We start from the raw sequence: 20,820 nt of genomic DNA, 5'->3' as shown, positions 1-20,820 counted from the left end.
AAATATCCACATTCCATACTCTGCGTCAATTTAAGATTTTACTCAGTGGACTCCCCTCCGGTTTTCGGTAGAACGCTAGATCCTGGCTCTATAGTCGAAGGGGCTGTCCAAAAAGTCAAACGCTCTAACGGACACGGAAGTCCGTTAGACGCGTAAAACGCAGATTTTGAAATTCTAACGGACATCAATGTCCGTTAGAGCCCTAAAATGGGTAATTATTGGATAATTTTCACTGTAACGGACATCCATGTCCGTTACAAACGCAAAAAGCTAAAAAATAAGCGCTAACGGACACGGATGTCCATTAGCGTTTTTAATTGAATCAGATACGCGGATCGGCTTTTTGGACAGCCCCTTTGGGCTAGTGGGGGCTGGCAGCGGATTCTTCGATTGGCGCTTCCTTTAGTTCACTTAACTTTGTTTTTATATTTGCGATTAATACAACCGCTTCTGCACGAGTTAGTCGATCCTGCGGCTGGTAACCTGCAATGGTTTTGTCGGTTTTGCCGCTTGCAATGCCTGAATGGAGAACATACGTAATGGAATCATTCAAATTGTAGTTTTCCCCGGCAGTGTTTACGATCAGTCGGGCTACTTGTCCTCTTGTAATTGGCTGAGTCAGTTGATCGCCTACGTTCCAGTTCTTCTCTTTGGCATAAGAAATGACCCCATCATACCAAGGTTGACCGGGCTTCGAGCTTTCAACCATCACGCCATAGGAACGCAACAGGATGGTCAAAAATTCCGGCATCGTAACATTTTGATCCGGTCTGAAGGTGCCGTCCGAGTAACCGCTGATGACCTTTTCCTTTACCGCAAGCTCAATAGCCTCGCGTGCCCAATGATGCTGGACATCCTTGAAAAGCGCTGAAGGAGATTGGCCAGAATTCAAACCATCTCCAGCAGAATGAAGCACCATTTTCCTAACCTCAAGTCCGTTCCACAAAATAGCAAAGGTCTCGCCATTTTGTTGACGGTACAACTCCTGCATCGAGGCACGGATATGGCCGCTTTCCGCCCAGACTGTTTCAAACACTATCGGTATTTCCTTCAAGGTAGCTGGATCCAGCAAGGTTCTCTGCGGTTCCTTTACGCCATACCCGGAGAACTGGGTGATATCAAAAAAGGGATCATTATAATAATCTCGATGAAAATTAGAATAATTTTCATTGTTGAACATAAGAAATTTCTTTGGCGTATACGTTGCTAATGTTTTTCCATTGGAGGGATCGACCTTAATTAGTTTCGTGATCCAGTTAGCATCATCCGTAACCGTATAAATGAAATGATCCTGCAATTGAAATAATAGGGCGCCATCAGCCAGTTTAATAGACCACAGCTGCTTACCCGAACGATCAAAACCAACCAAACGTTTACTAATGGTTTTGTTACCCTGTTTGGGATCAATAATGATAGACGTTCCTATGAAATGTCCATCACTAGCAGCATTGAGGGTGAGCCATTCATTATCGGGTTTGGTTCGTTTAAATAGTTTGTTTCCCTTTTTATCAAAAAGTTCAACCGTCTTGGCTTGATGCACTAAAAAATTGTCGCCAACAAAATTCACACCTGTCATAAGGTCAGCCCAACCCTGGGTATAGTCCGTCTTCACCTTTTTGCTCCAGGATACCTCGCCGTCTTTGGTTAGAAGAAACAGCTTTACATCGCCGTTTTCATAGGTTTGTGCCAGACGCACAGTGCCATCATCCTGATAACGCAATTGCAGTCCGTTTTTTTTCTCCTTGGCATCCGGTAATGCGTACTTCTTCAATAGCTTCCCGTTTGGTCCGATTTTATGTACGGTTAAGCCTGAATCCTCTGAAAAATAATGCAGATATAAATTCCCTAACGCATCGACCTCAAATGGTTTCGTATTCATATATTCTAAATTTTTGATAGGCGACCGATAAGTCCATTTCACGTCTCCGTTTGGCGATATAGCGATATAGTCCGCATAATCGATTCCTTTTCCATCGGGAGCTAACTTGAGATAGGTGGTACCGTCCGAACTAAACTGCGGGAAAACGGGGTTATAAATTGTCTTTCCTGCATGCTTCTCCAGATTAACCATCCATTGCGTGCTCCAGCTTGGATCTTCTTCTTCGCCATGGACATTTACTTCCAACAAACTGAGCGATACAAGGACTAGAATGAGCACTGTGCATACTCTAAGATGTATAGACTTCATTATGCGTTCTCCTTTTTACTCCGATATTTACCTCAATTTGGATTACGAGAGTCTTTTATCCATGGTACCACCTCACGTATTTTTGTCAACAAGCCTGGTTGCGTGATACTGATCTCTGAATTTTTTTGGCGCCCTATTCAAGTAAGCTTCTCCAATGACTCCGATGATCTCTGTCCACTCTGCATGACGATCGAGCCTAAGCCCCACCCAACCCAGATATCCCGCATAGGGGGGGACAAAATAAACATCCGGGCTTGATTCAATCAATAAGGTTTAAACTCCGGGAGGTGCCGAACACCAAAGAGCTATTTTCCCATCATGATGATGGTTCACATGGTAGTGCACAAAAGAGAGCTTTTGATTGACAAAAAAGGTTGGCGCTCCATGGCTAACGCGTTCACTTGTTCCAGGCAAAGAAAGACAAAAGCTTCGAATTGATTCAAATAAAGCCTTATGCTCCGGCGATTGTTCAAATAGCGACTCCATGTTCAACTAAAACTGCACCTCCATTATGACTGCGTCTGCGATAGTCCATCTTTATTTATGTGTTCCAGTATGATGGCTACGACATCACTTGTATCCAGGAGATCCGTTGCAATATGGCGCTGAAACTTATCCTCCTTTAACGCCCGTACACATTTTTGAGCTTGCTGGTACTGCCAGCCCCCAAATACATCGCCTCGTTTTGCTAATCTGGCGTAGATGGTCTCCTCCGATGCAATTAAACTAAAATGATGGATGTCATCATCAATTTCTTTTAGCCCGTTATAGATATAGTGGAAATTCTCTTCTTTGTAGATTGTCATGGGTACGATCATGTGTTTATTATACTTCCGCTTTACTTCTCTTGCGGTTTTGACGGTCAGAATTCTCCACAGCTCAATATCTTGAAAATCATCCGTCCGTTCTTCCTCTTCCCTCACGGCTTCCGGAATCAAATTTCGAATCATATAGCCGATTTCTTCAGGATCGTATATCATACTGTTACGTATCAGGGGCTGGAGCATTTGGGCTGCGGACGTTTTCCCGGAACCAAAAGCCCCGTTAATCATAATAATCACTTCATCACCTCTCAGCGGCTGATTAGTCGCATTCCCCAGCAATTATAACCAGCTTTCAATTTCTGAAACCATTCCTTCATAATCTTTAAGCGCATGAATCGTCCCTATAACCTGTTCCGTTCCCATTGCTTCCTCTTTTTCGTCTGTACATTCAATCCGCAATGACCGTTTAAAACTATATTCCAACCATCCCAACTTGCTCCAGTAGCCAAGCTCCAGAACCTTTCTCCAGTTTGCGCGGACCTTCCCATAGCGTTCTTGATATCCGCCAATAAAAGCTAAAAAACTTTCTTTCTCAATCTGACCATTTTCGTTTATGGACCAATAAATTGCTGTTTCAATTAAGTCATGTTTTGGATTGATTTCTCCTGCCGATTCCCAATCGATTAGTATAGGGCCGTCTTGACTCCACATCACATTTTTGGGTTCCAAGTCTCTATGGCTTAAAACACTTTCTCCCGCTAGCAGCTCAGATGACTCCTTCGCCTCGCTATTCCATAGATACAACTGTTGGATGTTATCCGATAAAAGCTTCACCCAAGCTGAATTGCTTTCTCGACCTTTCTTTAAATACCACCGCCAATCAATCTCTGTTATTCCGTTAGAAGATTCTTGATCCCTTCCTATTCCAGAAAAATCGGTGTGGTGGATGCCAGCAAGAATACCGCCTATCCTTTTGCAATGATCCAACGTAATCTCTTGTGCCTTTAAGCTGTCTCCTTCTATCCAGTCAAAAACCAGATAAAACTGACCGTCGATATGATGCAAAAAAGACCCTTTAGTTATTTTCGCCGGTTGAGCAGGTATTCGATCAGATGCAATGACAGCTATTTTCTCTGATTTGATAAAATTATGAAATGCGGTTGGCCTCGCCATAATTTGCGGATTCAGAGCTTTCACCGCATATTTGCCCGTTGAGGTTTCCATCGCAAACATCCGATGCAACAAACCGCCTGATAGTGACACAGGAGCTTTAACTAATTCACCAAATGCCAATGTTTCACATAGCTTTTCAAATTGCAGATTGTATGAATGATTCATTTTATCGGCCCTTTTTTAAGTTTTTGTTCCAATCAGCTTTCAAGTGCAAAAAAAAGAGAGAGCACGCGGTCTCTCTCTTGAAGTCTTCTTACCATGTTATCCGACCGTACGTTTTATAGTTGTGCGGGGTAAGTTTATCGAATTCTTCTAATCCAACCAAATTGGGATATCTTATATCTATTTTATAACATTTTACTTACGGTTTGAACGTTTGATTTTTTTATAAATGATTTTTCCGCTCATCTACTCTTGTTACTGTCATAAGACGCTTTTACCGTTTCCACTCTAAAATTATGAAATTCACTTCTTATTTTCCTGAAGTCCTCAAAAAAAGCTTTTGCATCTGATAACTGATACTCCTCTAAAGCCTTGCCTTCTTTATAAAATTCGATATCCTGTTTCAAATCTGTTAATTTAACATAATATTCGTGCTCCTGAACAGATTTGGAAGCATGGTTAAATAAGCTTTCAATTGCAGTAGCCCCGGTAAGAAGCGCCGACAAAATAAATCCTACGGTACTTCCCCACGATATCTCTTTTATTCCCAAGATAATGGTTGTAATAATACCCAATGAAATAATCAGTATCTTCCATACTCGAGCTTTTAGGCGCGTTTTCACAAACTTAGGCCTTATATTTTTTATCTTTTCATTTATGTCTATTTCGATCTTTTGAATTTTATCAACGGCTTCCATGATGTAACCCCCATCACCTTATTTTGTGGTGAATTGTTGTATGTATTTTTCACTAACGAGAAAACACACGATCGATAAACGCCCGAAAGTTCGGCTGCAATTTTTTAGCCAGAGGCTCTAATGCTGCCCGGCTTAGCGCATCATGCTCAAGAGCAAATATCTCCTCATGATCAAACCAGACAATAGGGTAATCTGCCTCTACTCCACAGCTCACCGTATCAAAACAAATCGGACCCCATCCATCATTGTACAAGCTAAATGGAATATAACCGAAAGCCAAAAGCTGTTCCCAGGAACGCAACATGTATTCAATCTCGTATAATGGTTTATCGGATGGCTGCTCCGGCAACAAGACAGAATAATCCGGACCACGCACCTCGTTGATCAGATGAAAATAGGTCGTCAGGAAGGCTTTATAGAGGGAAGGCCATTGAAAGCCGTATTTCTCCTCTAGCACTTCAAGATCGCCAAGCACCAGGGTTGACGGGAGCAATTTCCATTCAACATAGCCTTCATGATCCGGTTCACTATTTTCCATGTCGGCAGGAACACCTGAATCTTCAAACGCTAGCTGATGGATTCGTTTGGATTCTCCAACTCTAAAGCTTGAAGGAACGCTGCTGATAAAGCGGTTGATCTTCTCTTTAACGTATTGTCGCTCTTGTTGCCAATCCATTGCAGTCCCTCGCCTCTAATCTTTATATTTCTTGGTACGAACTAAGCTGAACAGACCTCAATCAATCTGCTTGTATTCTCTTCCATTCATCTTCCAAGATGCCCATCTCGATTAAATTCCAAAACGTATCTTTATATCTTCTAGCATCTCTAATAAGTCCTTCTTTAACAAATCCGCATTTTTCATAACACCTGACAGCCGAGAGGTTAAAATCAAACACACCTAAACTAATTCGATGCAACTGATGCTCTTCAAAGCCGATTCTAAGCATTTCATTGATCATTTGCGTTCCATAGCCCTTGCCTTGATATTGATTGCCTACGAGCACCTTTCCAATACGACCCGAACGATTGTATTTATCGATGCCGCCTAGAGAAATATGTCCAACAACCTCATTAAGAGATTCATCAATTACCTTGAAAATGAACTTGGTCGAGGTGTTCTTATCATTTGCAGCATTCAGATAACTAGATAGTTGATCTTTTGAAAGTGGAAAATGAAATTGCGGTCCTGCCCATTGGAGCAAATACTCCTCATCGCCGCTCCATTCCATAAGTTGATCAAAATCCTCTGGTTCAAAATGTCGAAGAGTAATCATATCTCGTTGTCCTTTCTGTTCCTGTGTTATGCCCTCTAATCAATACCTTATTCTAGCATTAATTCCAATGATTTTTACAATGTTTGTATCCATTATTATTCAATAGTAATGACGTTCTCAAATTTAGCCCCAAATTCTTCGATACCTATATGAGGTTCAATTGCCCATCTTCTTCCCTTTAACGGCACATCGAAATTTTCGGGACTTATAAATATCCGTTTATCATGATTATTGTAATCTTCTATCGAATGTCCAATATTCCCATATGGATCAAGCAATTTATATTCACTTTTTTGTATGATTTCATTACAATATTGAAACAGTTCTCCGACTGTTCTACATTCTTTTGCATAGCTATATGTCTGTTCAAATAAATATTTTGCATCCTCAACCAACTTATTGAACATTTGGTCATGACCAACAACAATGGTTTCGGAGTAATCTCCCCATCTGCCCTTTAACATGGGGCTAAAATCGATAAGAACGATATCGGAATCCTGAAGTATAACTTCGTCTGAAGGTAAATGAGCACCCTGCGTGCAGTAAATGGAATTTTTATTAAAATTCACCAACATGGGATACCACAGTCCCTCGGCCCCTAACGAATACATCACTTCTTCACATTTATTCGAAAAAGCTTTTTCGGATATACCGGGAACTAAAAATGGTTTAGACTCTTGGCATGCCCGAATTGCAATTTCTTGTGCATTCATATCCGTTCACCCTTTACATATGAAATTTAAATATTTACTTCATCCCAGTTATAAATGACATATACTAACTGACATAAAACTGCGACTAAGTAACAAATATTAATCGCGAAATAAGCATTATTTCTTCTTGAGGTAGTCAAAAATTCATCTTCCGTAATTCTATCCTCATTAAACTGACTTTTTATCCTTTTAAAAGATACTCTTATTTTTTTGAACTCCAGTACACCTATTACTCCCCATAACAAAGTGAAAGTTAATAATAATGCATTAGCAAGAGACAACAGTATGCCAATTCCTACATCTGAAGATCTAATAAATCTATAACATAAGTGAACCGCAACTGTTATAGCGAAAAAAATCAATCCTGTAATACTCGCCATTGGCAGAGTACTATTTCTACTATCTCTATTGTTTCTAATGTCCCTCCCACCTCTCAGTCAGTTTTCCATCTCCTAGCCTTATATTGACATTTACATCTTTCTACGCCCTTATATTTTCTCCCCTAAGCTTATACTGTTTATTTTCTGACAGGCCAAAAGCTCTTTTATCTGGCTTTGGCTTGAATAAAATTTTCAACGCGTGAAACAACGGCAGCATTATTAATTAAATAAATTGACTCTGCTTTAAGCTCATCAATTTTTCCGAAAATTGTTTTCATTAAATCATCGATTTCATGAACATTGTTTAAATCGAACTCCAAATAATCTAATGGGATATTTTCTGTATTCGCCGTTGTGATCAAAGGTGAGTTTTGATGTCTTGAAATACATATCAAATGATGATTCTCAACTAATAGCTTTTGGGATAATACCTCACCAATTCCTCGAGATGCTCCAGTAACAATAAAATATTTCAAATTATATTCTCCTTTTTAAGAGAAAATAACGATCTGTTGAATTCAGATGGAACTTAGGTGCAGATGATCCAAGGTACCATCTACTCATTCAGTTATTCCTGGACTTACGGTTGTATAGATATTTACGATATTGCCATCCGTATCCTGCATCCATAATGATCGTCTTCCCCAGGGGTAAGTCTCTGGTAGTTTAATGAATTTCACATCAAGATTCTTCAATCGTGCATATTCTTCGTCGACATTTGCAACCTCTATTTCAATCGTGCATCCACCATGACCAATTCCATTTGTGCTTCCAGGCGCCAAGTTCTCCATCCCTTGTTTTGAACAGATATCTAGATGATATTCTCCGTTAACACGCAAACGTGCTGCTACCTCATCTCCAACAGCCTCGACTTGCAGGATTTTTTTATAAAATTCCATCAAGCTGATTACGTCATCCGTAATTAAACATATCCCGGTAAATTTCATAATTATCAGTCTTCTTTCATTATGATGTTTTGATAAGGAGTGTTTTAATAACTTCTCCGATCCAACTCCTCCAGTTTCGGAAATCAAAGTATCCGGTCAACTGGCGAGTTTTCCTAATCCCTATTGTTCAACTAATGAAATTCCCGGGAAATGATCATTCCAATATGCTTTCATTTTTACTAAAGCCTCTTCTTTCAATTCTTCACTTACTCCAATTTGTGAGGAATCCACCTCTATCCAATACCTATAGTTCACAAAAATATACTTCCAATGTTCTCGAATTTCGCAGAAAAAATCCATCGGGTTGTATTCATAAATTTCGCACCATTTTCTAAGTTGGTCACGTAGTGATTTTCCTTCAAAAAATGTTAATTCCGAAGATACCCCCTCATAGCCAGAGCCATAAAAAACATTAATCACCTTTATTCGACCAACTATATTGGCATTCATTTCTTCGAGGTCTTCAGATGGAATCCACAATTCTTCATGGGACTTTGCCCCAACAATTTGTTCTTCATATTGATCAATATACGGACTATCTACTTTAAACTCAGTGACAAAACCAACAAATCCCGAAAACTTATCTTTGGTATTCCAATCCCTTGCGATCTGATCGGCATATTGTTTATTCAAGACGGGATAGAATATCGGTTGTTCAGGTAACCGTGGAGGAAACGCCTTAAGATCCAGGTCCAAAATCAATTTCATCTCTGTTAGTCCAACCGGCCTATATAGAGTTTTCATCATTTCTCTCCCTTCAAAAACCACATATACATCTTCAGTTTGAATTGTCTGGCAAGCTCCGCATCTCTTTTGAAAACCCAATGAAAAAGCGGCCCTTCAATAAAGCCTACCAACTCTCCCTTTGTTTTTTCCAAACTTTCCTCCAGCTCGTTATAAGTGAAGTCCACATAAAAGTGTTCCGTGCTCTCTTTGTCAGGATCATCTGACCAAACTCTTGCATAACCATCGTGGTACGTGATACCCGGCCAAGGATCATGGCCCAACCATGGGCTTTTTTTCTCCTTAACCGAAGCGCAGATTTCTATCAGCTCCTCTAATCCACAGCAGCAGCTTGGCAAAATATATCTATGTTCATCCCTATAAAATGCAACACCACCTGAAATAGCTTTTTCATCTTCTTGTAAAATCTCATCAAATGAAGCCTTCATGGTTTGGCTGACATCAATATCGCTATATCCAAACAAATGCAATAAAAACAGCTCAACATCATGCTCACTGCTATCGGCAGTTAAACAAATGAATGGTTTACGTTCAATCTCGTTTTCAATCCAAACCGGGCAGTCGTAATAAGGATCAGTAATAACTGGCTTTGTATAAGGCATTCTCTCGACATCCCCATCATTCTCTAAAGTCACTTCTTTTATAGATCTGCTCCAAGGCTAAGTACTCCTTATGTTCAAAAGAAAACATAGGTATGGCTGCCATCCATTCAATGTTCTCACCAAGGTATTGTTTTCTATCTATAACATCTCTAGGGTTGCTTCTGTCTAGACCAATACGTCTCCATAAGATGCAATCCTGCGTCGTTTCTACTTCTGCAACGATAATCGTACAGTATAAATCGCAATCATCGGGACACATCAAAATAGGCATAATCTTCAATTTATCCTGTGATTTATAGATAATCTCTACCAGATTTGCTTCTTCCTCCAAGCTAATCCAATCCGCTATCGTTGGTATTAATCCCAACAAATAGTCATTAGAATAGAAGGTATATAGCAGTTGATCCAATGGCTCTCCGTTCACCAAAATAGTCAAATGCTCAGCGTCTACAAACTTACTGCTCTTACATACCACCGATAGCTGGCTTGTCATCGCCATGTTCCTCTCCTGTCACTTCATTCAACTGAAGCTTCCCTGGTAAATATTCAAGCACTACACTCTTGTCTCCGTTATAGATAACAGTGGCTTCATTTAGCGCCTTTGTGCCTGGTGAAAGCACAGATATCTCTTTCTTTTTCCTATTATCAAAATAGGTATATATCAAAAACATTAATGCTCGATCATTGTAGATCATAAAAGAATTCCTGTACTCTTTGAATGCTCCTCTTGCCACTTGACCTGTTTGGACTACATTAATGATTGCATTCGCCCGTATAATACTTATCGAAAATAGCGCGATACCAACAATTAGAATAGCAACGGCAGCCGGCAAAATGTTGGTATACCCATGGATAGAGATTGCGATTAACACGGCACCCAATAAAGAAACCACTGCGCTGATTTTCGCAAACCGGGTTCCTAGGCGAATAGACCATAATTTAGACTTAGGAATAACTCTCATCTTTTCCCTCTTCAAATCAAAGTAATCAGTACATTCTTTTTCATTACGCCATACGAAAACACAAAATTAAAATCATCACAATATTCATCTGAAGAAGACCCGCAACCCATTAGAATAATAAGTAGAAAAAGAGCGGCCGCTTTTTTATTCAAGTCATCACCCTTTCGCATTATTCTGTCCCCATACGTTACTAACTTCAATTTTCACTCCATATATTCTTATAAAGATTGGTGACTGTCAGATGTACGATTCCTGTTTCATTTACCGTCACTTCATTTGATTCATAAGCCGATAAAGGAAAAATATCAAATGAAAAATCATCCCCGTCCCTGTAATTTATTCCGCTTAGCCCAGTGTGGGAGCTGGAGTAGCTCTTTGATTTATATTCGGCTGTCATTGATGCTGACATTTCCGTAGTAAATGAATGTTCACCTAATGTTTTATGATGCAATCCTGAAATAAGCGTAGCACCCGATAGGGAATAATCCCCGATTGATCGAAATCCAATGCTATATGCACCTGATTTTATATTACCGGAATGATTTACCCAGGCTACATAAACGTTATGCTTACCGTCATCGTACAATACTTTGCCGATATTACTTTCTAAATCCGATAGATCTATCGAAACTGTATAGCTCTCTTGAATAGTATATCCATTCTTATCGCTGTAGTCCGTTGTGTTATTCGTTATAAATCCCATTCCTTCAGTCCATAAACCAAGCAGCCCTACTCGCCATAGTATCGTTAACAACAGCCCGATAATGGCTATAGTAGCTACAAACGAATTTCTAAAATTAATTTTCATCATTTGGTCTCCTAAAATAGTTCTGTCATATACTGCTTTAGCTGATGCTTGTCGTTGCTTGCACCGTACCCACAACTATTCCATTTTTATTGATCAATGCTACTTCATTTTCAGAGGTCCATTGCAATTTACCTAGATGAATATGAAAATTCCATTCATTTGGAATTTCACTGACTACAAGTTTTCTTTCAATTTCTTTTCCGTTTTTATCACTTACACATAGATGCATACTAATTTCATTGATTTCATGATCACATACAATGGCGACTTTCAAGTTACGCTTTGAATTATATAAGGGCTTCAATGGCTGATAGGTATTTTTAAGCCCTTCGTTTTCCATTCTTAAGAACACATCTACAAAATGTTCTCTGTTCCAGCCTTCTTCTTCAATCATTTCAAAGACCCCTTCTTTTAATACATTAAAAATCATCCACTTCTTTTCTTCAGGGGGCAAACTAAAATACTCGATAATATCAAACTTCATTTTAACTTCGTACACTTCCGATTTAACAAACTTGCGTTGTGATTTGTTAAGATCCGAGTAACAAGAAATCATTAATTTCCAAGAAAATGGAGTCTTATATCGATGCTCCTTAAGATACCTTTCTGCCATAGCTGCTACATGGCGACACTCATTTCTAAACGTCATTCGTTTACTCATCCAATTCAGTCTATAGTCCTCAGCACTAACTCCAACATAAGGCAAGTCCAAATCAATCTCTTTTAATCTCATATAAGCACTTCCTTCAAAAGTTAACGATATCCAGTTCTCGTTAAACCCAAGACGAATGACCGCGCATGACTATTATCTTAGATAATGTTGTCGCTTAGTTTAATCACTCCATATACAATCTCGAAGCATCCATCAATTGATCTTCTTCATCAAATACTCTTAATACGCGGTCAATGTCACTCACTTCATAACTTCTGACCACAATAAGCTGTTGCATATGAAGACCAGGCGGATCAATATTTGGTCTGGACAAATTGTTTAGCAATCGTTCCGGTGTATACAAAATACTCCATCTTTTTGAACCATCCGTGAAATACATCGTAATCTCTATCCAATTCCATTCTTTTGGATGCTCCGTTTCAACTTCATCATCAAATTTCCAGCTTAAAAGCCTTGGCCTTGACCTGGTATCTTCTCCCATAGTGTAGTTCCCCCTCCTTGCATCTATCGTCCGCATCGGATGTTGTGACTTCTTTCGAATGTACTCAAGTTCATTCTTCAATTCTGTATTCCATTCGCCTGCTTCTAGTCTTCATACCTAACGACTCATAAAATTCGATAGCGCCGCTATTAAATTCGTCCACGCCTAATTCAATATTAGTGGCAGAAATCTCTTTGGCATATCCGGTAAGAAATTCAAATAGTTTTGTACCTATTCCGGTTCCTCTTTGATTCTCTTCCACGCAGAAATCATCGATGAATATATATTTTCTAGGTTTAAAAATGGGACGGGACGCTGCTTCGACGATTCTAATCACTACATACGCTTGTATAACATTTCCCGCTCTATCCTCAGCAACGATAACGGCTGACTGTTCTTCCTTCAAAAGCTTCCTAAAATATCCGCTCCCCATAGGGTTATCAAAAGAGGAGTATATATCCGGCCGTGCTAATACATGCAGTTGATGTAACTGCGCAACAAGCTTAGCCACTCCCTCGTAATCGTCGACCTTCGCAAATCTTATCAGATGGGTCATATTATTCATCCCTCAAATTTCCATGTTTTAAGTGCCTTTACATGTTTATTATAAATCCTGTCTTTTTGCCTTTCATAAATCCTGCTCTTTCATAAAAATGATGTACTTCTTCTCTTTGAGAGCCCGTCATTAACATCAATTTATAACAATTCATTTCTTGGCCAATCTCTTTGGCTTTTTCTAATGCCAATTGACCAAAACCTTGTCTCCGATAGTCCTTATGTGTGATTACATTCTCTATTAATCCATACGGTCTTGCATTCCTCGTCAGGTTTTTAATAATGACCAGCACGCAAGAAGCAACAAGTAGACCGTCATGTTCAACAACGATAATGTTCATGTTCTTATCATCTAACATCTCATTCCAGCGATTAGACAAATCTTGATTCCTGATCAATTCCGGGTCATCTGGTTGAAGAAACTTATAAAGCACTAAAAGATCTTCCAACTCATCTACATGAATTAATCTAGCTTCAGTCACTTCCACACACCTGCTTTCAAATACGGATTTGTAGATGCGCCAATTGGTACAGTGTTATTTACTGTTTTCGGTCCGCTTTGAAGAAGCCAAAAATCGATTTCTCATTTTATAGAGCAACCATGTTTTTATTAACGACTCTTTAACGTTATGTACCGCGACCCTATCCCTAAAATAAAAATCTTCCCATTCAACTTCTATTTTGGCCATTGGTTTTACAGGTTGTTCACTGATCCATTCATCAAATGAAATAATTTCATTACTTGCTCTTCCAAACGTTTCCCGGGGCAGGAAATAGATCATTCCTTTTGTCCAAGGATCACTTATGTATGTCTCTTTGGTAATCGAAAAAAAGTAAAACTTTCTCCCGCTCCTCGTTTCAAGACAGCCATTTCTAATATTCCCTACCAGTTTGCCTTTATCTAAAACGGAATAAAATACGGGCCATATCCCATCCATTGTCGCAAAAACAGCATCTACATAGTTCCCGTTATGCAAGGTCTGCCTTCTTGGTTCGAACTCCGTTATGCTTTTTTGGTTTGAACCATGCAATAAAACGTTCTTATTGTTAGCGATATATTGAATAAATCGTTGCTTAGGAAAATGACTTGTATATTCAATTAAACCATCACCGTTTATCGCAGCATTGAAGATTGCATTGAACTCATCAATCTCCCCATCACAAAAAGACACTTTTGGCGAACTATAAAAAAGGATTTTCATGATGTTATTTAACATTTCTACTCAACGTTCCTTTTGCTTAATTTCTTAAATACCGAATAGTCCTCATTACACTGAATAAAACCTAATATCTTTTCGGCGCATTCTACTGGATTCATTACTTCTGTTGCATAATACGTTGAAGCTATGGGATCCAGCAGTATTTCCGCAACCAGCTGATCATCTGCTTTTCTTGGTGGATCAAGATTCGGATATTTAATGACAAAAACGAATCTCTTCCTGCTTCATCAGTTCAGTCGAAAGACTTGTTTTCCCTGAAATTGAAGTTCCGTTCAACAGTACAATGATTCCTTTCTTCATATGATTTCCCCTCCTCTAACTCTCATCTACTTCTCCCTTATAATGACTCATGTCACCATGCTGCACGATTGATGAATTGTCGTTATTAATTTCAATTTCACACAGACAAGTTGGGTGGATGTACGGCGGGTTCCAGATATTCTTTGTTGCACGCTGTTCAAAATAAGCCATGACCATTTTTATAACCACAGTATGAGTAACGATCAAAATAGACTTACCCTTATTGTGATGAATGATTTCATTCAGTTTCCCAATCGCTCTGTCCGACACTTGTTGAAACGTCTCGCTATTTTCCACTTGAAAAGCTTCCGGATCATTCCAGAAGTTATCAAATTGATGAGCAAAATTGCTCTTTGCATCCTCTTGAGTAATGCCTTCCCAAATTCCCAGATTTATCTCCTTGAATGCCTCTGATATTTCAATGGGTATATTTCGCTCACCCTTTATGATTTCTGCGGTTTTGACGGCTCTTTGGCTTGAACTCGTATAGATCAAATCAATCTTTTGATATTGAAGTGATTCGCCTAACCATGTTGCTTGCTTAATGCCAAGCTCCGTAAGGGGAGAGTCATTGTGACCTTGGAAACGTTTCTCAAGGTTCCATTCCGTTTGTCCGTGTCTTGTTACATAAATTCTAGTTGTTTCGTTCATCATTTTTGTTTGCTCCTTTATGCAGATTTATAGAGTTGCTAATTACGATGTCTTTCCCTTAATTGTAACCCCTATACCTTTACTCTACTAGCTTTTATTACCATGTGTTTAGATTCCATTCAGATCCGTATTGTAAGATCAATACTTGACTACAGGTTGGAACATTATGAGGAGGGAAATTGAACTTGTATAAGCGCCTATTAAGTTTGTTCCTATTGTTTTGTATTCTCTTAAACGTGATGCCTCCTGGGATTACCGCTAATTCACAGGTTGCTGACGAAGCTGCGGCAGCCAACCAAACAACTGTACAGGCCGCACCTCAACCTTTATTTGAGGATGTGGCACCTTCAGTCTGGTTCTATGACGCGGTTATGTATGTTAATCAGAATGGCCTATTCAACGGAACAGGCAAAAATATCTTTTCGCCTGACACCACCATGAGCCGTGCCATGTTTGTTACTGTGCTTGGGCGAATCGCCAAAGTAGATGCCAGTCTATACAAAACATCCGCATTTACGGATGTGCAGCCCGAAGCCTGGTATGCACCTTACGTGCAGTGGGCAGTCGAAAGCGGCATTACCAATGGAACAGGCAACAACGAATTTTCGCCGGATGCCCCTATTTCAAGAGAACAGATGGCTGCACTGACATTGAAGTATTTTGAAAGCGATCGTATCCCTTATCCATTAACTGACCATACATCGGAACCCGAAGATATATCCGATATTTCTCCGTGGGCGGTTGATGCGGCGAAAAAACTCTGGCAAGCCGGCCTGTTTACCGGAGATGCGAATGGTCATTTCAAACCGCTTTCTCAGGCGACTCGCGCTGAAGCGGCCGCTCTTTTTATGCGTACGAACAAAGCCGTAAGAGCCAGCGACAACATAACCTATACAATTGCATTCGATCCGAATGGCGGTCCTCCAATCGATAGCTTAAATCTGAAACGAGGAGAATCGCTGGATCGGCTTCCGCTGTCGTTCAAACAAGGCTCCATTTTTAATGGCTGGTATAAGGATCGTGACTTTACGCAACCAGTCATGAGTTACGATACCGTCAAAAGCGACATGACCTTGTATGCCCATTACCTTGCATACTCCGATGATGCAGTCATACTCACTCCCAATGCATACGCAATGGACCAGAAGCCGAACTTTAAAATCGCCGTGAAGGATTCTACAGGTAAAATGACGGCGGCAGCTGTTCAAGCCGGCATTTCGTTCAAATCTCCCTCCAATCCTGATTTTGCAGGGATTTCAATAACTGGCTCCAACGGCAGCTTTTCTATTGCTGCAAAAAACGATGTTTTTGAAGAGGGAAATACGTACCAACTCACATTGAATGATACTAACCTTGCTTTCACGGGCAAAGACGCAACAACCAGAAACTACATTTTCAGCATTGCCAAACAAGAGGTCATGCGGCTGCCTCTAAATCCTTACCTGATTTACTTGAAGTTTTCCGATATCTCGCAAATGAGTCAGAATGGGGTGCTCGTTACCTCTCCTTCGATTGCTGTCATGAGTGCAAATGTAGGTAGTGATGGAGCCAATTCCAGCTCAGTTTCCGCTACGAGCGGTACCTTCCAATACAAAGGAAATATAGTCTTGAAAGTCGGCGATACCGTCTCTGTCTATGAAGGAACACGTCCCGATCTGCGTACATTGAATACTTTGGATGATGGCGATATCGCCTATGTCGCAATCACTTCGGTTAAAGGAAATATCTATTCCTACACAACGGCAAACCCGATGAATGTGCTGCTTAAACCAAACGTGCTGCCGGTCGACCCTGCGTCGGACACCGACGGAGACAAGGAGAATCACTCCATTACGGTCGCTCCCGCAGCAATGGATTATTCACATGCCAAATATGCACCTATGGGTCTTAACGCTGCTACCGTTGCCAGAGTCGGAGACTTCCTTGCGCTCGTCAATATGCGGACCGGTGACTCCTCAGGCTACGGCAAAGTAACGTCCGTCTCAAACTCCGGGAATAATTATGTCATTGCCTATACCGATGCAACACAGGATGACATTACTCATGCTCTGGATTTCTATAAGCAGGAAACGATAGACGCGGCCGACCTATTGGATCAAACCGATATCGCTGTTTTGGAGAATCAAATCAAGAAACAGGCACTGGCAAGCGGATTTGTCGATAAAGCTGCTAACTATTTGACAACCGCGGCTTTGCAAACCGATAGCTTCAAAAAACTGATGGCGGCCAATGCCGCATCAACCTTCTCAAGCGCAAAAAACTCGGAAGTCCGCATATTATCCGCGGTACCGGGAGCTGAAAATGAGGATGTCACCCTGCACAACTTGCAGGTTTCAGCGGATATAGGCACGACGTTATCCCATTTCCAAGGGAAATCCGGATTGCGTCTGAATCTCGCGGTTTCAAGCGATATTCAGGTTTCGACAGGCGCGGACAACGATATCCTGATCCATATGAACGCTGCATTTACGGAAGAAGTCTCCTTGAGCGTAGGCGTAAATGGCAGTACGGTTTGGGGATACATCGACCTGGGGCTGTTTGATCTTCCGTACCCTAAGGACTACCAAGCCAGCGCCAACCTGGATGCCTTCACGTTTACAAGTATTGATGCATCTGCACAGATGGGCACCGTCGCAGCGGATACTCCGCTTGATCGCTGGAGTACGATCTGGAATACGGCCAAAAACAAAGTGGATATCAAAGACCAACTGGAAGCCGTCCTGAAGCAGTCTCCTTCCACTCCGGCTACGGTAAACGCCAACACGTTGGTGGAAAGCTATCAAGCCATGCTGGAGAACGAAACGGACTGGGTTGACCTGGTCGAGCAAGAAATTTTCGAATTCGACAAACGCCTGTTATTGGGTCTGCTTCATGTTAACTTTAAAGGGAATTTTGTCATCAGCATGAATCCCAATATTTCCTTGGGGATCGGCTTCAGCTATGAATCTGCGAAGAGATATACAGCCAGTTTTAAGCTTAGCGAAGGATCGCCTTCTTTTGGCACTGTGGATTTGCCAGGCGACGGCACCTATAATTTCTATTTCTATGTAATGGGAACGCTGGGGTTGAAGGCTGGCATTCGACTCGACCTGGCGGCCGGCTTGTTTCATATCGACTTGAACAGCATCGGAATAACGGCAGAGGGCGGCGCCTATCTTCAGCTCTACGGGTATTTCTATTATGAGAAGTCGTCTTCGGCACCAACCAAAACGTTAGGCGCATTGCTTTTGGAGATCGGCATGTATGCGGAGGCAGAATGGGGGGCACAGATTTTTAGCGGGTCATATTCATATTCCGACCGCTTTTTCAGTGAGTACTGGCCGCTTTATAGAGCCGGCACGCCGAATGGTCATTTTATCGATTTTGCCTATGAACAAAAGGATGCTCCTTCTTTTGTCGCTTTTGAGCAAGAGACTTTCCCATCCATTGATGACGCCTTTAAGCTGAACGATTTAAATCTGGTAACGGGCGAAATTATTGTAGGTAAAGATAATCCACAGAACTACACCATTACTTTTGATAACAATAAATTTAAGTACAATCACAGTACATCCCGTGTAAACGTATCACCAATAGCCACGGATGAAATACTTACCGGCAAGATGACCATAACGTGGAAAGGTTCAAAGACGGGTTTAAACTCCCTTCCCTACTCGCGCAGTATTAATTTGACTTGGTACAAGAGCGGATACGGAGCTATAACATTGAATCCTAATGTTCCAGTATCGGACGAATTGCAGTTGTACCGTTTCGGGCGGATTGTACTGCAGGTCAACGCATCAACCAAAAAAAATGATAGATTAACAAAAGCGCCAAAAGTAACGGGATTTACCTTTACGGGCTGGGCTTTGGACCCTGAAGGCACGAAGCCTTACAACATTCCCGACTTCATGCCATCAGGAAATATAATGCTTTATGCACAATGGATACCGCACACCAACATACCCTACATTGTCGATTACATTACGATTGATCCCAATACAGGGGAACGCACAACATTTAAAGCCGTTACCCTTTCCGGTACAGCCGGCGCTTCTGTTTCGCCGGTACCGATCACAATTGAAGGCTATGATACGCCGCCAACACGAGCCATTACAATATCCGGAAACGGATTATCGAAGCTTAGTTATGAATACCTGCCTGCTACGCGCAAAATAACGTTTTATGCTGATCCAGGCGGAGCCTCGATTGTTTATTCGGCCAGAGGCCTCTCGAAGATACCGGACAGCGCAGTGCCAACATTTACAAAACCCGGTTATACCTTTGCGGGCTGGTCGCAGGCACTTCCAGACACCATGCCATCCAGCGACACGACTTACACAGCGACCTGGAAAGTGCGCAGCGATACGCCTTACCGTGTTTCGAACAGACTGCAAGGTCTCGGAAGCAATACGCTTTACGTTGAAGCCGACACGGGAAGCTTTCAAGGAAGCACTGGGTCGCTTGCGGTGCCAGCGATCGGGCAATATCCCGGTTTTGCCTATGACCGCAGCACAGCCTATGACAGCAGCGGTAAAGCATTGACATCGAGCACGGTGGCAGCCGATGGAAGCCTTACGATCGTACGTTATTACACACGCAACAGCTACAACCTGACGTTTGATGCAAACGGAGGCACAGGCGGCACCAAAGCTCAAGTACAGTACGGCGCTGCCATACAGGCGCCAACCGTAACGAGAGCAGGCTGTTCTTTCACCGGTTGGTCGCCTGCGTTCTCAAGCACGATGCCGGCTCAAGATACATCCTATTCAGCACAATGGTATTGCTCGGCACCGGCACCGATTCAAACGCCGACACCAACACCATCGCCGATGCCGACGGCAACACCAGCGGCAACACCAGTGCCGACGCAGACATCTTCACCATCGCCGACGCCAACACCGACGCTTAGCGGCGCCAAGTCGGTTCTAACTAATGTGAACGGAAAGGTGAGCGGTGACAGCCTTTCGGTTCCGAGCACCCTGACCGTAAGCCAGTTGCTCGGCGGGTTAACGTTATCCCCGCACGCTGCCGCCAGCGTGTTGAATCAAGACTTGACCCCTGTAACCGAAGGGACGTCCGATATCACTCCAGGTATGATCGTACGTGTTACCGCTCAAAATTCGACTAGCGCGGATTATGTTATTCTGTACAACGACGTTACATTGACATCGACATCGACTAGCTATCAAATTGATCCCGTGGCAGGAACGATTACCGTGCCTCTTTATACTTACTATATGAGCTTTACTTACGCTGTCGCTGGACCGCCGAATGGAAGCTATAAAACGTATGATCAGAACAATACGGAGCTTGGACACGGAAGAAATGTGCAAAGCACCGACAGACTAGTCGTAACCGCGCAGGACGGCACTCAAAAAACGTATACCTTTGTCATCCAATAAGCTTATGGAAAAATGTGGAAAGTAACCAAAAATCGCTCGCGCAGCATGCGGGCGATTTTTTTTTTCAAAACGCAAGGGCGTATATGCAACCCGCATAAGGACATCATTTAGCTTCCTTTTGCTTTCTGCGGAGTTTGCATG

Annotated in this window: 22 protein-coding genes; 1 reads left to right on the top strand and 21 read right to left on the bottom strand. The window is 41.6% G+C overall.

The genetic code is table 11. The features are described from left to right. Positions 1 to 361 precede the first annotated feature (361 nt). The 21 genes from ACX93W_RS21870 to ACX93W_RS21770 form a co-directional block, all read right to left on the bottom strand. Positions 362 to 2,188 carry an S-layer homology domain-containing protein gene (locus tag ACX93W_RS21870; protein ID WP_459394491.1) on the bottom strand — a complete coding sequence of 609 codons (1,827 nt, stop codon included), beginning with the start codon at positions 2,186 to 2,188 and terminating at the stop codon, positions 362 to 364. Between the two features lie 509 nt (positions 2,189 to 2,697). Then, on the bottom strand, positions 2,698 to 3,240 hold the full coding sequence (locus ACX93W_RS21865; RefSeq protein ID WP_459394543.1) for an AAA family ATPase: 543 nt from the start codon (positions 3,238 to 3,240) through the stop codon (positions 2,698 to 2,700). Positions 3,241 to 3,291: 51 nt separating this feature from the next. Continuing rightward, positions 3,292 to 4,290 (bottom strand): aminoglycoside phosphotransferase family protein, encoded by a 999-nt coding sequence (locus ACX93W_RS21860; protein ID WP_459394490.1) that lies wholly within the window; start codon positions 4,288 to 4,290, stop codon positions 3,292 to 3,294. Positions 4,291 to 4,529: 239 nt separating this feature from the next. Beyond that, positions 4,530 to 4,985, bottom strand: a complete 456-nt coding sequence (locus ACX93W_RS21855; protein ID WP_459394489.1) for an SLATT domain-containing protein — start codon at positions 4,983 to 4,985, stop codon at positions 4,530 to 4,532. Between the two features lie 52 nt (positions 4,986 to 5,037). Next, positions 5,038 to 5,661 (bottom strand): SMI1/KNR4 family protein, encoded by a 624-nt coding sequence (locus ACX93W_RS21850; RefSeq protein WP_459394488.1) that lies wholly within the window; start codon positions 5,659 to 5,661, stop codon positions 5,038 to 5,040. Positions 5,662 to 5,722: 61 nt separating this feature from the next. Beyond that, on the bottom strand, positions 5,723 to 6,259 hold the full coding sequence (locus ACX93W_RS21845; protein ID WP_459394487.1) for a GNAT family N-acetyltransferase: 537 nt from the start codon (positions 6,257 to 6,259) through the stop codon (positions 5,723 to 5,725). 95 nt (positions 6,260 to 6,354) lie between these two features. Then, positions 6,355 to 6,972, bottom strand: coding sequence for a M24 family metallopeptidase (locus ACX93W_RS21840; protein ID WP_459394486.1), 618 nt, complete (start codon positions 6,970 to 6,972; stop codon positions 6,355 to 6,357). Between the two features lie 544 nt (positions 6,973 to 7,516). Continuing rightward, positions 7,517 to 7,828, bottom strand: coding sequence for an SDR family NAD(P)-dependent oxidoreductase (locus tag ACX93W_RS21835; protein WP_459394485.1), 312 nt, complete (start codon positions 7,826 to 7,828; stop codon positions 7,517 to 7,519). 84 nt (positions 7,829 to 7,912) lie between these two features. Then, entirely contained in the window at positions 7,913 to 8,299 is a 387-nt protein-coding gene (locus ACX93W_RS21830; RefSeq protein WP_459394484.1) for a VOC family protein, read from the bottom strand. A gap of 120 nt (positions 8,300 to 8,419) precedes the next feature. Continuing rightward, positions 8,420 to 9,046 (bottom strand): hypothetical protein, encoded by a 627-nt coding sequence (locus ACX93W_RS21825; RefSeq protein WP_459394483.1) that lies wholly within the window; start codon positions 9,044 to 9,046, stop codon positions 8,420 to 8,422. Continuing rightward, a complete protein-coding gene (locus tag ACX93W_RS21820) occupies positions 9,043 to 9,645 on the bottom strand; it encodes a hypothetical protein (protein ID WP_459394482.1) in 603 nt (200 codons plus the stop codon). Before ACX93W_RS21820 ends, ACX93W_RS21825 begins: the two co-directional genes overlap by 4 nt. 16 nt (positions 9,646 to 9,661) lie before the next feature. Beyond that, a complete protein-coding gene (locus ACX93W_RS21815) occupies positions 9,662 to 10,144 on the bottom strand; it encodes a hypothetical protein (RefSeq protein WP_459394481.1) in 483 nt (160 codons plus the stop codon). Then, on the bottom strand, positions 10,110 to 10,607 hold the full coding sequence (locus ACX93W_RS21810) for a hypothetical protein (RefSeq protein ID WP_459394480.1): 498 nt from the start codon (positions 10,605 to 10,607) through the stop codon (positions 10,110 to 10,112). Before ACX93W_RS21810 ends, ACX93W_RS21815 begins: the two co-directional genes overlap by 35 nt. Before the next feature lie 196 nt (positions 10,608 to 10,803). Next, positions 10,804 to 11,418 carry a hypothetical protein gene (locus tag ACX93W_RS21805; protein WP_459394479.1) on the bottom strand — a complete coding sequence of 205 codons (615 nt, stop codon included), beginning with the start codon at positions 11,416 to 11,418 and terminating at the stop codon, positions 10,804 to 10,806. A gap of 34 nt (positions 11,419 to 11,452) precedes the next feature. Continuing rightward, positions 11,453 to 12,148, bottom strand: a complete 696-nt coding sequence (locus ACX93W_RS21800; protein ID WP_459394478.1) for a hypothetical protein — start codon at positions 12,146 to 12,148, stop codon at positions 11,453 to 11,455. Positions 12,149 to 12,251: 103 nt separating this feature from the next. After that, positions 12,252 to 12,569 (bottom strand): hypothetical protein, encoded by a 318-nt coding sequence (locus ACX93W_RS21795; RefSeq protein ID WP_459394477.1) that lies wholly within the window; start codon positions 12,567 to 12,569, stop codon positions 12,252 to 12,254. A gap of 70 nt (positions 12,570 to 12,639) precedes the next feature. Next, on the bottom strand, positions 12,640 to 13,125 hold the full coding sequence (locus tag ACX93W_RS21790) for a GNAT family N-acetyltransferase (protein WP_459394476.1): 486 nt from the start codon (positions 13,123 to 13,125) through the stop codon (positions 12,640 to 12,642). A gap of 37 nt (positions 13,126 to 13,162) precedes the next feature. Then, positions 13,163 to 13,606: a GNAT family N-acetyltransferase gene (locus tag ACX93W_RS21785; RefSeq protein ID WP_459394475.1), complete on the bottom strand. Its 444-nt coding sequence runs from the start codon at positions 13,604 to 13,606 to the stop codon at positions 13,163 to 13,165. Between the two features lie 54 nt (positions 13,607 to 13,660). Further along, entirely contained in the window at positions 13,661 to 14,341 is a 681-nt protein-coding gene (locus ACX93W_RS21780) for a hypothetical protein (RefSeq protein ID WP_459394474.1), read from the bottom strand. 198 nt (positions 14,342 to 14,539) lie between these two features. Further along, the gene (locus ACX93W_RS21775; RefSeq protein WP_459394473.1) at positions 14,540 to 14,644 is read right to left on the bottom strand and encodes a phosphotransferase-like protein; all 105 of its coding nucleotides are present in this window, start codon (positions 14,642 to 14,644) and stop codon (positions 14,540 to 14,542) included. A 15-nt stretch (positions 14,645 to 14,659) separates the two neighbouring features. Next, positions 14,660 to 15,298: a histidine phosphatase family protein gene (locus tag ACX93W_RS21770; protein ID WP_459394472.1), complete on the bottom strand. Its 639-nt coding sequence runs from the start codon at positions 15,296 to 15,298 to the stop codon at positions 14,660 to 14,662. Positions 15,299 to 15,480: 182 nt separating this feature from the next. Between ACX93W_RS21770 and ACX93W_RS21765 the strand changes: the two genes are divergently transcribed. Continuing rightward, complete coding sequence (locus tag ACX93W_RS21765; RefSeq protein ID WP_459394471.1) at positions 15,481 to 20,679, top strand: InlB B-repeat-containing protein; 5,199 nt, start codon at positions 15,481 to 15,483, stop codon at positions 20,677 to 20,679. Positions 20,680 to 20,820 lie beyond the last annotated feature (141 nt).

The organism is Paenibacillus sp. CAU 1782, from assembly GCF_054551715.1.
The sequence above is the reverse complement of the archived record's forward strand: the minus strand, read 5'-3'. Positions and strand labels throughout refer to the sequence as shown.

Bases quoted from the DNA above. Each gene is read 5' to 3' on its own strand.
- ACX93W_RS21775 (WP_459394473.1), bottom strand. From the start codon at position 14,644: ATGAAGAAAGGAATCATTGTACTGTTGAACGGAACTTCAATTTCAGGG.
- ACX93W_RS21790 (WP_459394476.1), bottom strand. From the start codon at position 13,125: ATGACCCATCTGATAAGATTTGCGAAGGTCGACGATTACGAGGGAGTG.
- ACX93W_RS21860 (WP_459394490.1), bottom strand. From the start codon at position 4,290: ATGAATCATTCATACAATCTGCAATTTGAAAAGCTATGTGAAACATTG.
- ACX93W_RS21805 (WP_459394479.1), bottom strand. From the start codon at position 11,418: ATGATGAAAATTAATTTTAGAAATTCGTTTGTAGCTACTATAGCCATT.
- ACX93W_RS21870 (WP_459394491.1), bottom strand. From the start codon at position 2,188: ATGAAGTCTATACATCTTAGAGTATGCACAGTGCTCATTCTAGTCCTT.
- ACX93W_RS21850 (WP_459394488.1), bottom strand. From the start codon at position 5,661: ATGGATTGGCAACAAGAGCGACAATACGTTAAAGAGAAGATCAACCGC.
- ACX93W_RS21820 (WP_459394482.1), bottom strand. From the start codon at position 9,645: ATGCCTTATACAAAGCCAGTTATTACTGATCCTTATTACGACTGCCCG.
- ACX93W_RS21830 (WP_459394484.1), bottom strand. From the start codon at position 8,299: ATGAAATTTACCGGGATATGTTTAATTACGGATGACGTAATCAGCTTG.
- ACX93W_RS21795 (WP_459394477.1), bottom strand. From the start codon at position 12,569: ATGGGAGAAGATACCAGGTCAAGGCCAAGGCTTTTAAGCTGGAAATTT.
- ACX93W_RS21840 (WP_459394486.1), bottom strand. From the start codon at position 6,972: ATGAATGCACAAGAAATTGCAATTCGGGCATGCCAAGAGTCTAAACCA.
- ACX93W_RS21855 (WP_459394489.1), bottom strand. From the start codon at position 4,985: ATGGAAGCCGTTGATAAAATTCAAAAGATCGAAATAGACATAAATGAA.
- ACX93W_RS21865 (WP_459394543.1), bottom strand. From the start codon at position 3,240: ATGATTAACGGGGCTTTTGGTTCCGGGAAAACGTCCGCAGCCCAAATG.
- ACX93W_RS21780 (WP_459394474.1), bottom strand. From the start codon at position 14,341: ATGTTAAATAACATCATGAAAATCCTTTTTTATAGTTCGCCAAAAGTG.
- ACX93W_RS21800 (WP_459394478.1), bottom strand. From the start codon at position 12,148: ATGAGATTAAAAGAGATTGATTTGGACTTGCCTTATGTTGGAGTTAGT.
- ACX93W_RS21810 (WP_459394480.1), bottom strand. From the start codon at position 10,607: ATGAGAGTTATTCCTAAGTCTAAATTATGGTCTATTCGCCTAGGAACC.
- ACX93W_RS21770 (WP_459394472.1), bottom strand. From the start codon at position 15,298: ATGATGAACGAAACAACTAGAATTTATGTAACAAGACACGGACAAACG.
- ACX93W_RS21825 (WP_459394483.1), bottom strand. From the start codon at position 9,046: ATGATGAAAACTCTATATAGGCCGGTTGGACTAACAGAGATGAAATTG.
- ACX93W_RS21815 (WP_459394481.1), bottom strand. From the start codon at position 10,144: ATGGCGATGACAAGCCAGCTATCGGTGGTATGTAAGAGCAGTAAGTTT.
- ACX93W_RS21845 (WP_459394487.1), bottom strand. From the start codon at position 6,259: ATGATTACTCTTCGACATTTTGAACCAGAGGATTTTGATCAACTTATG.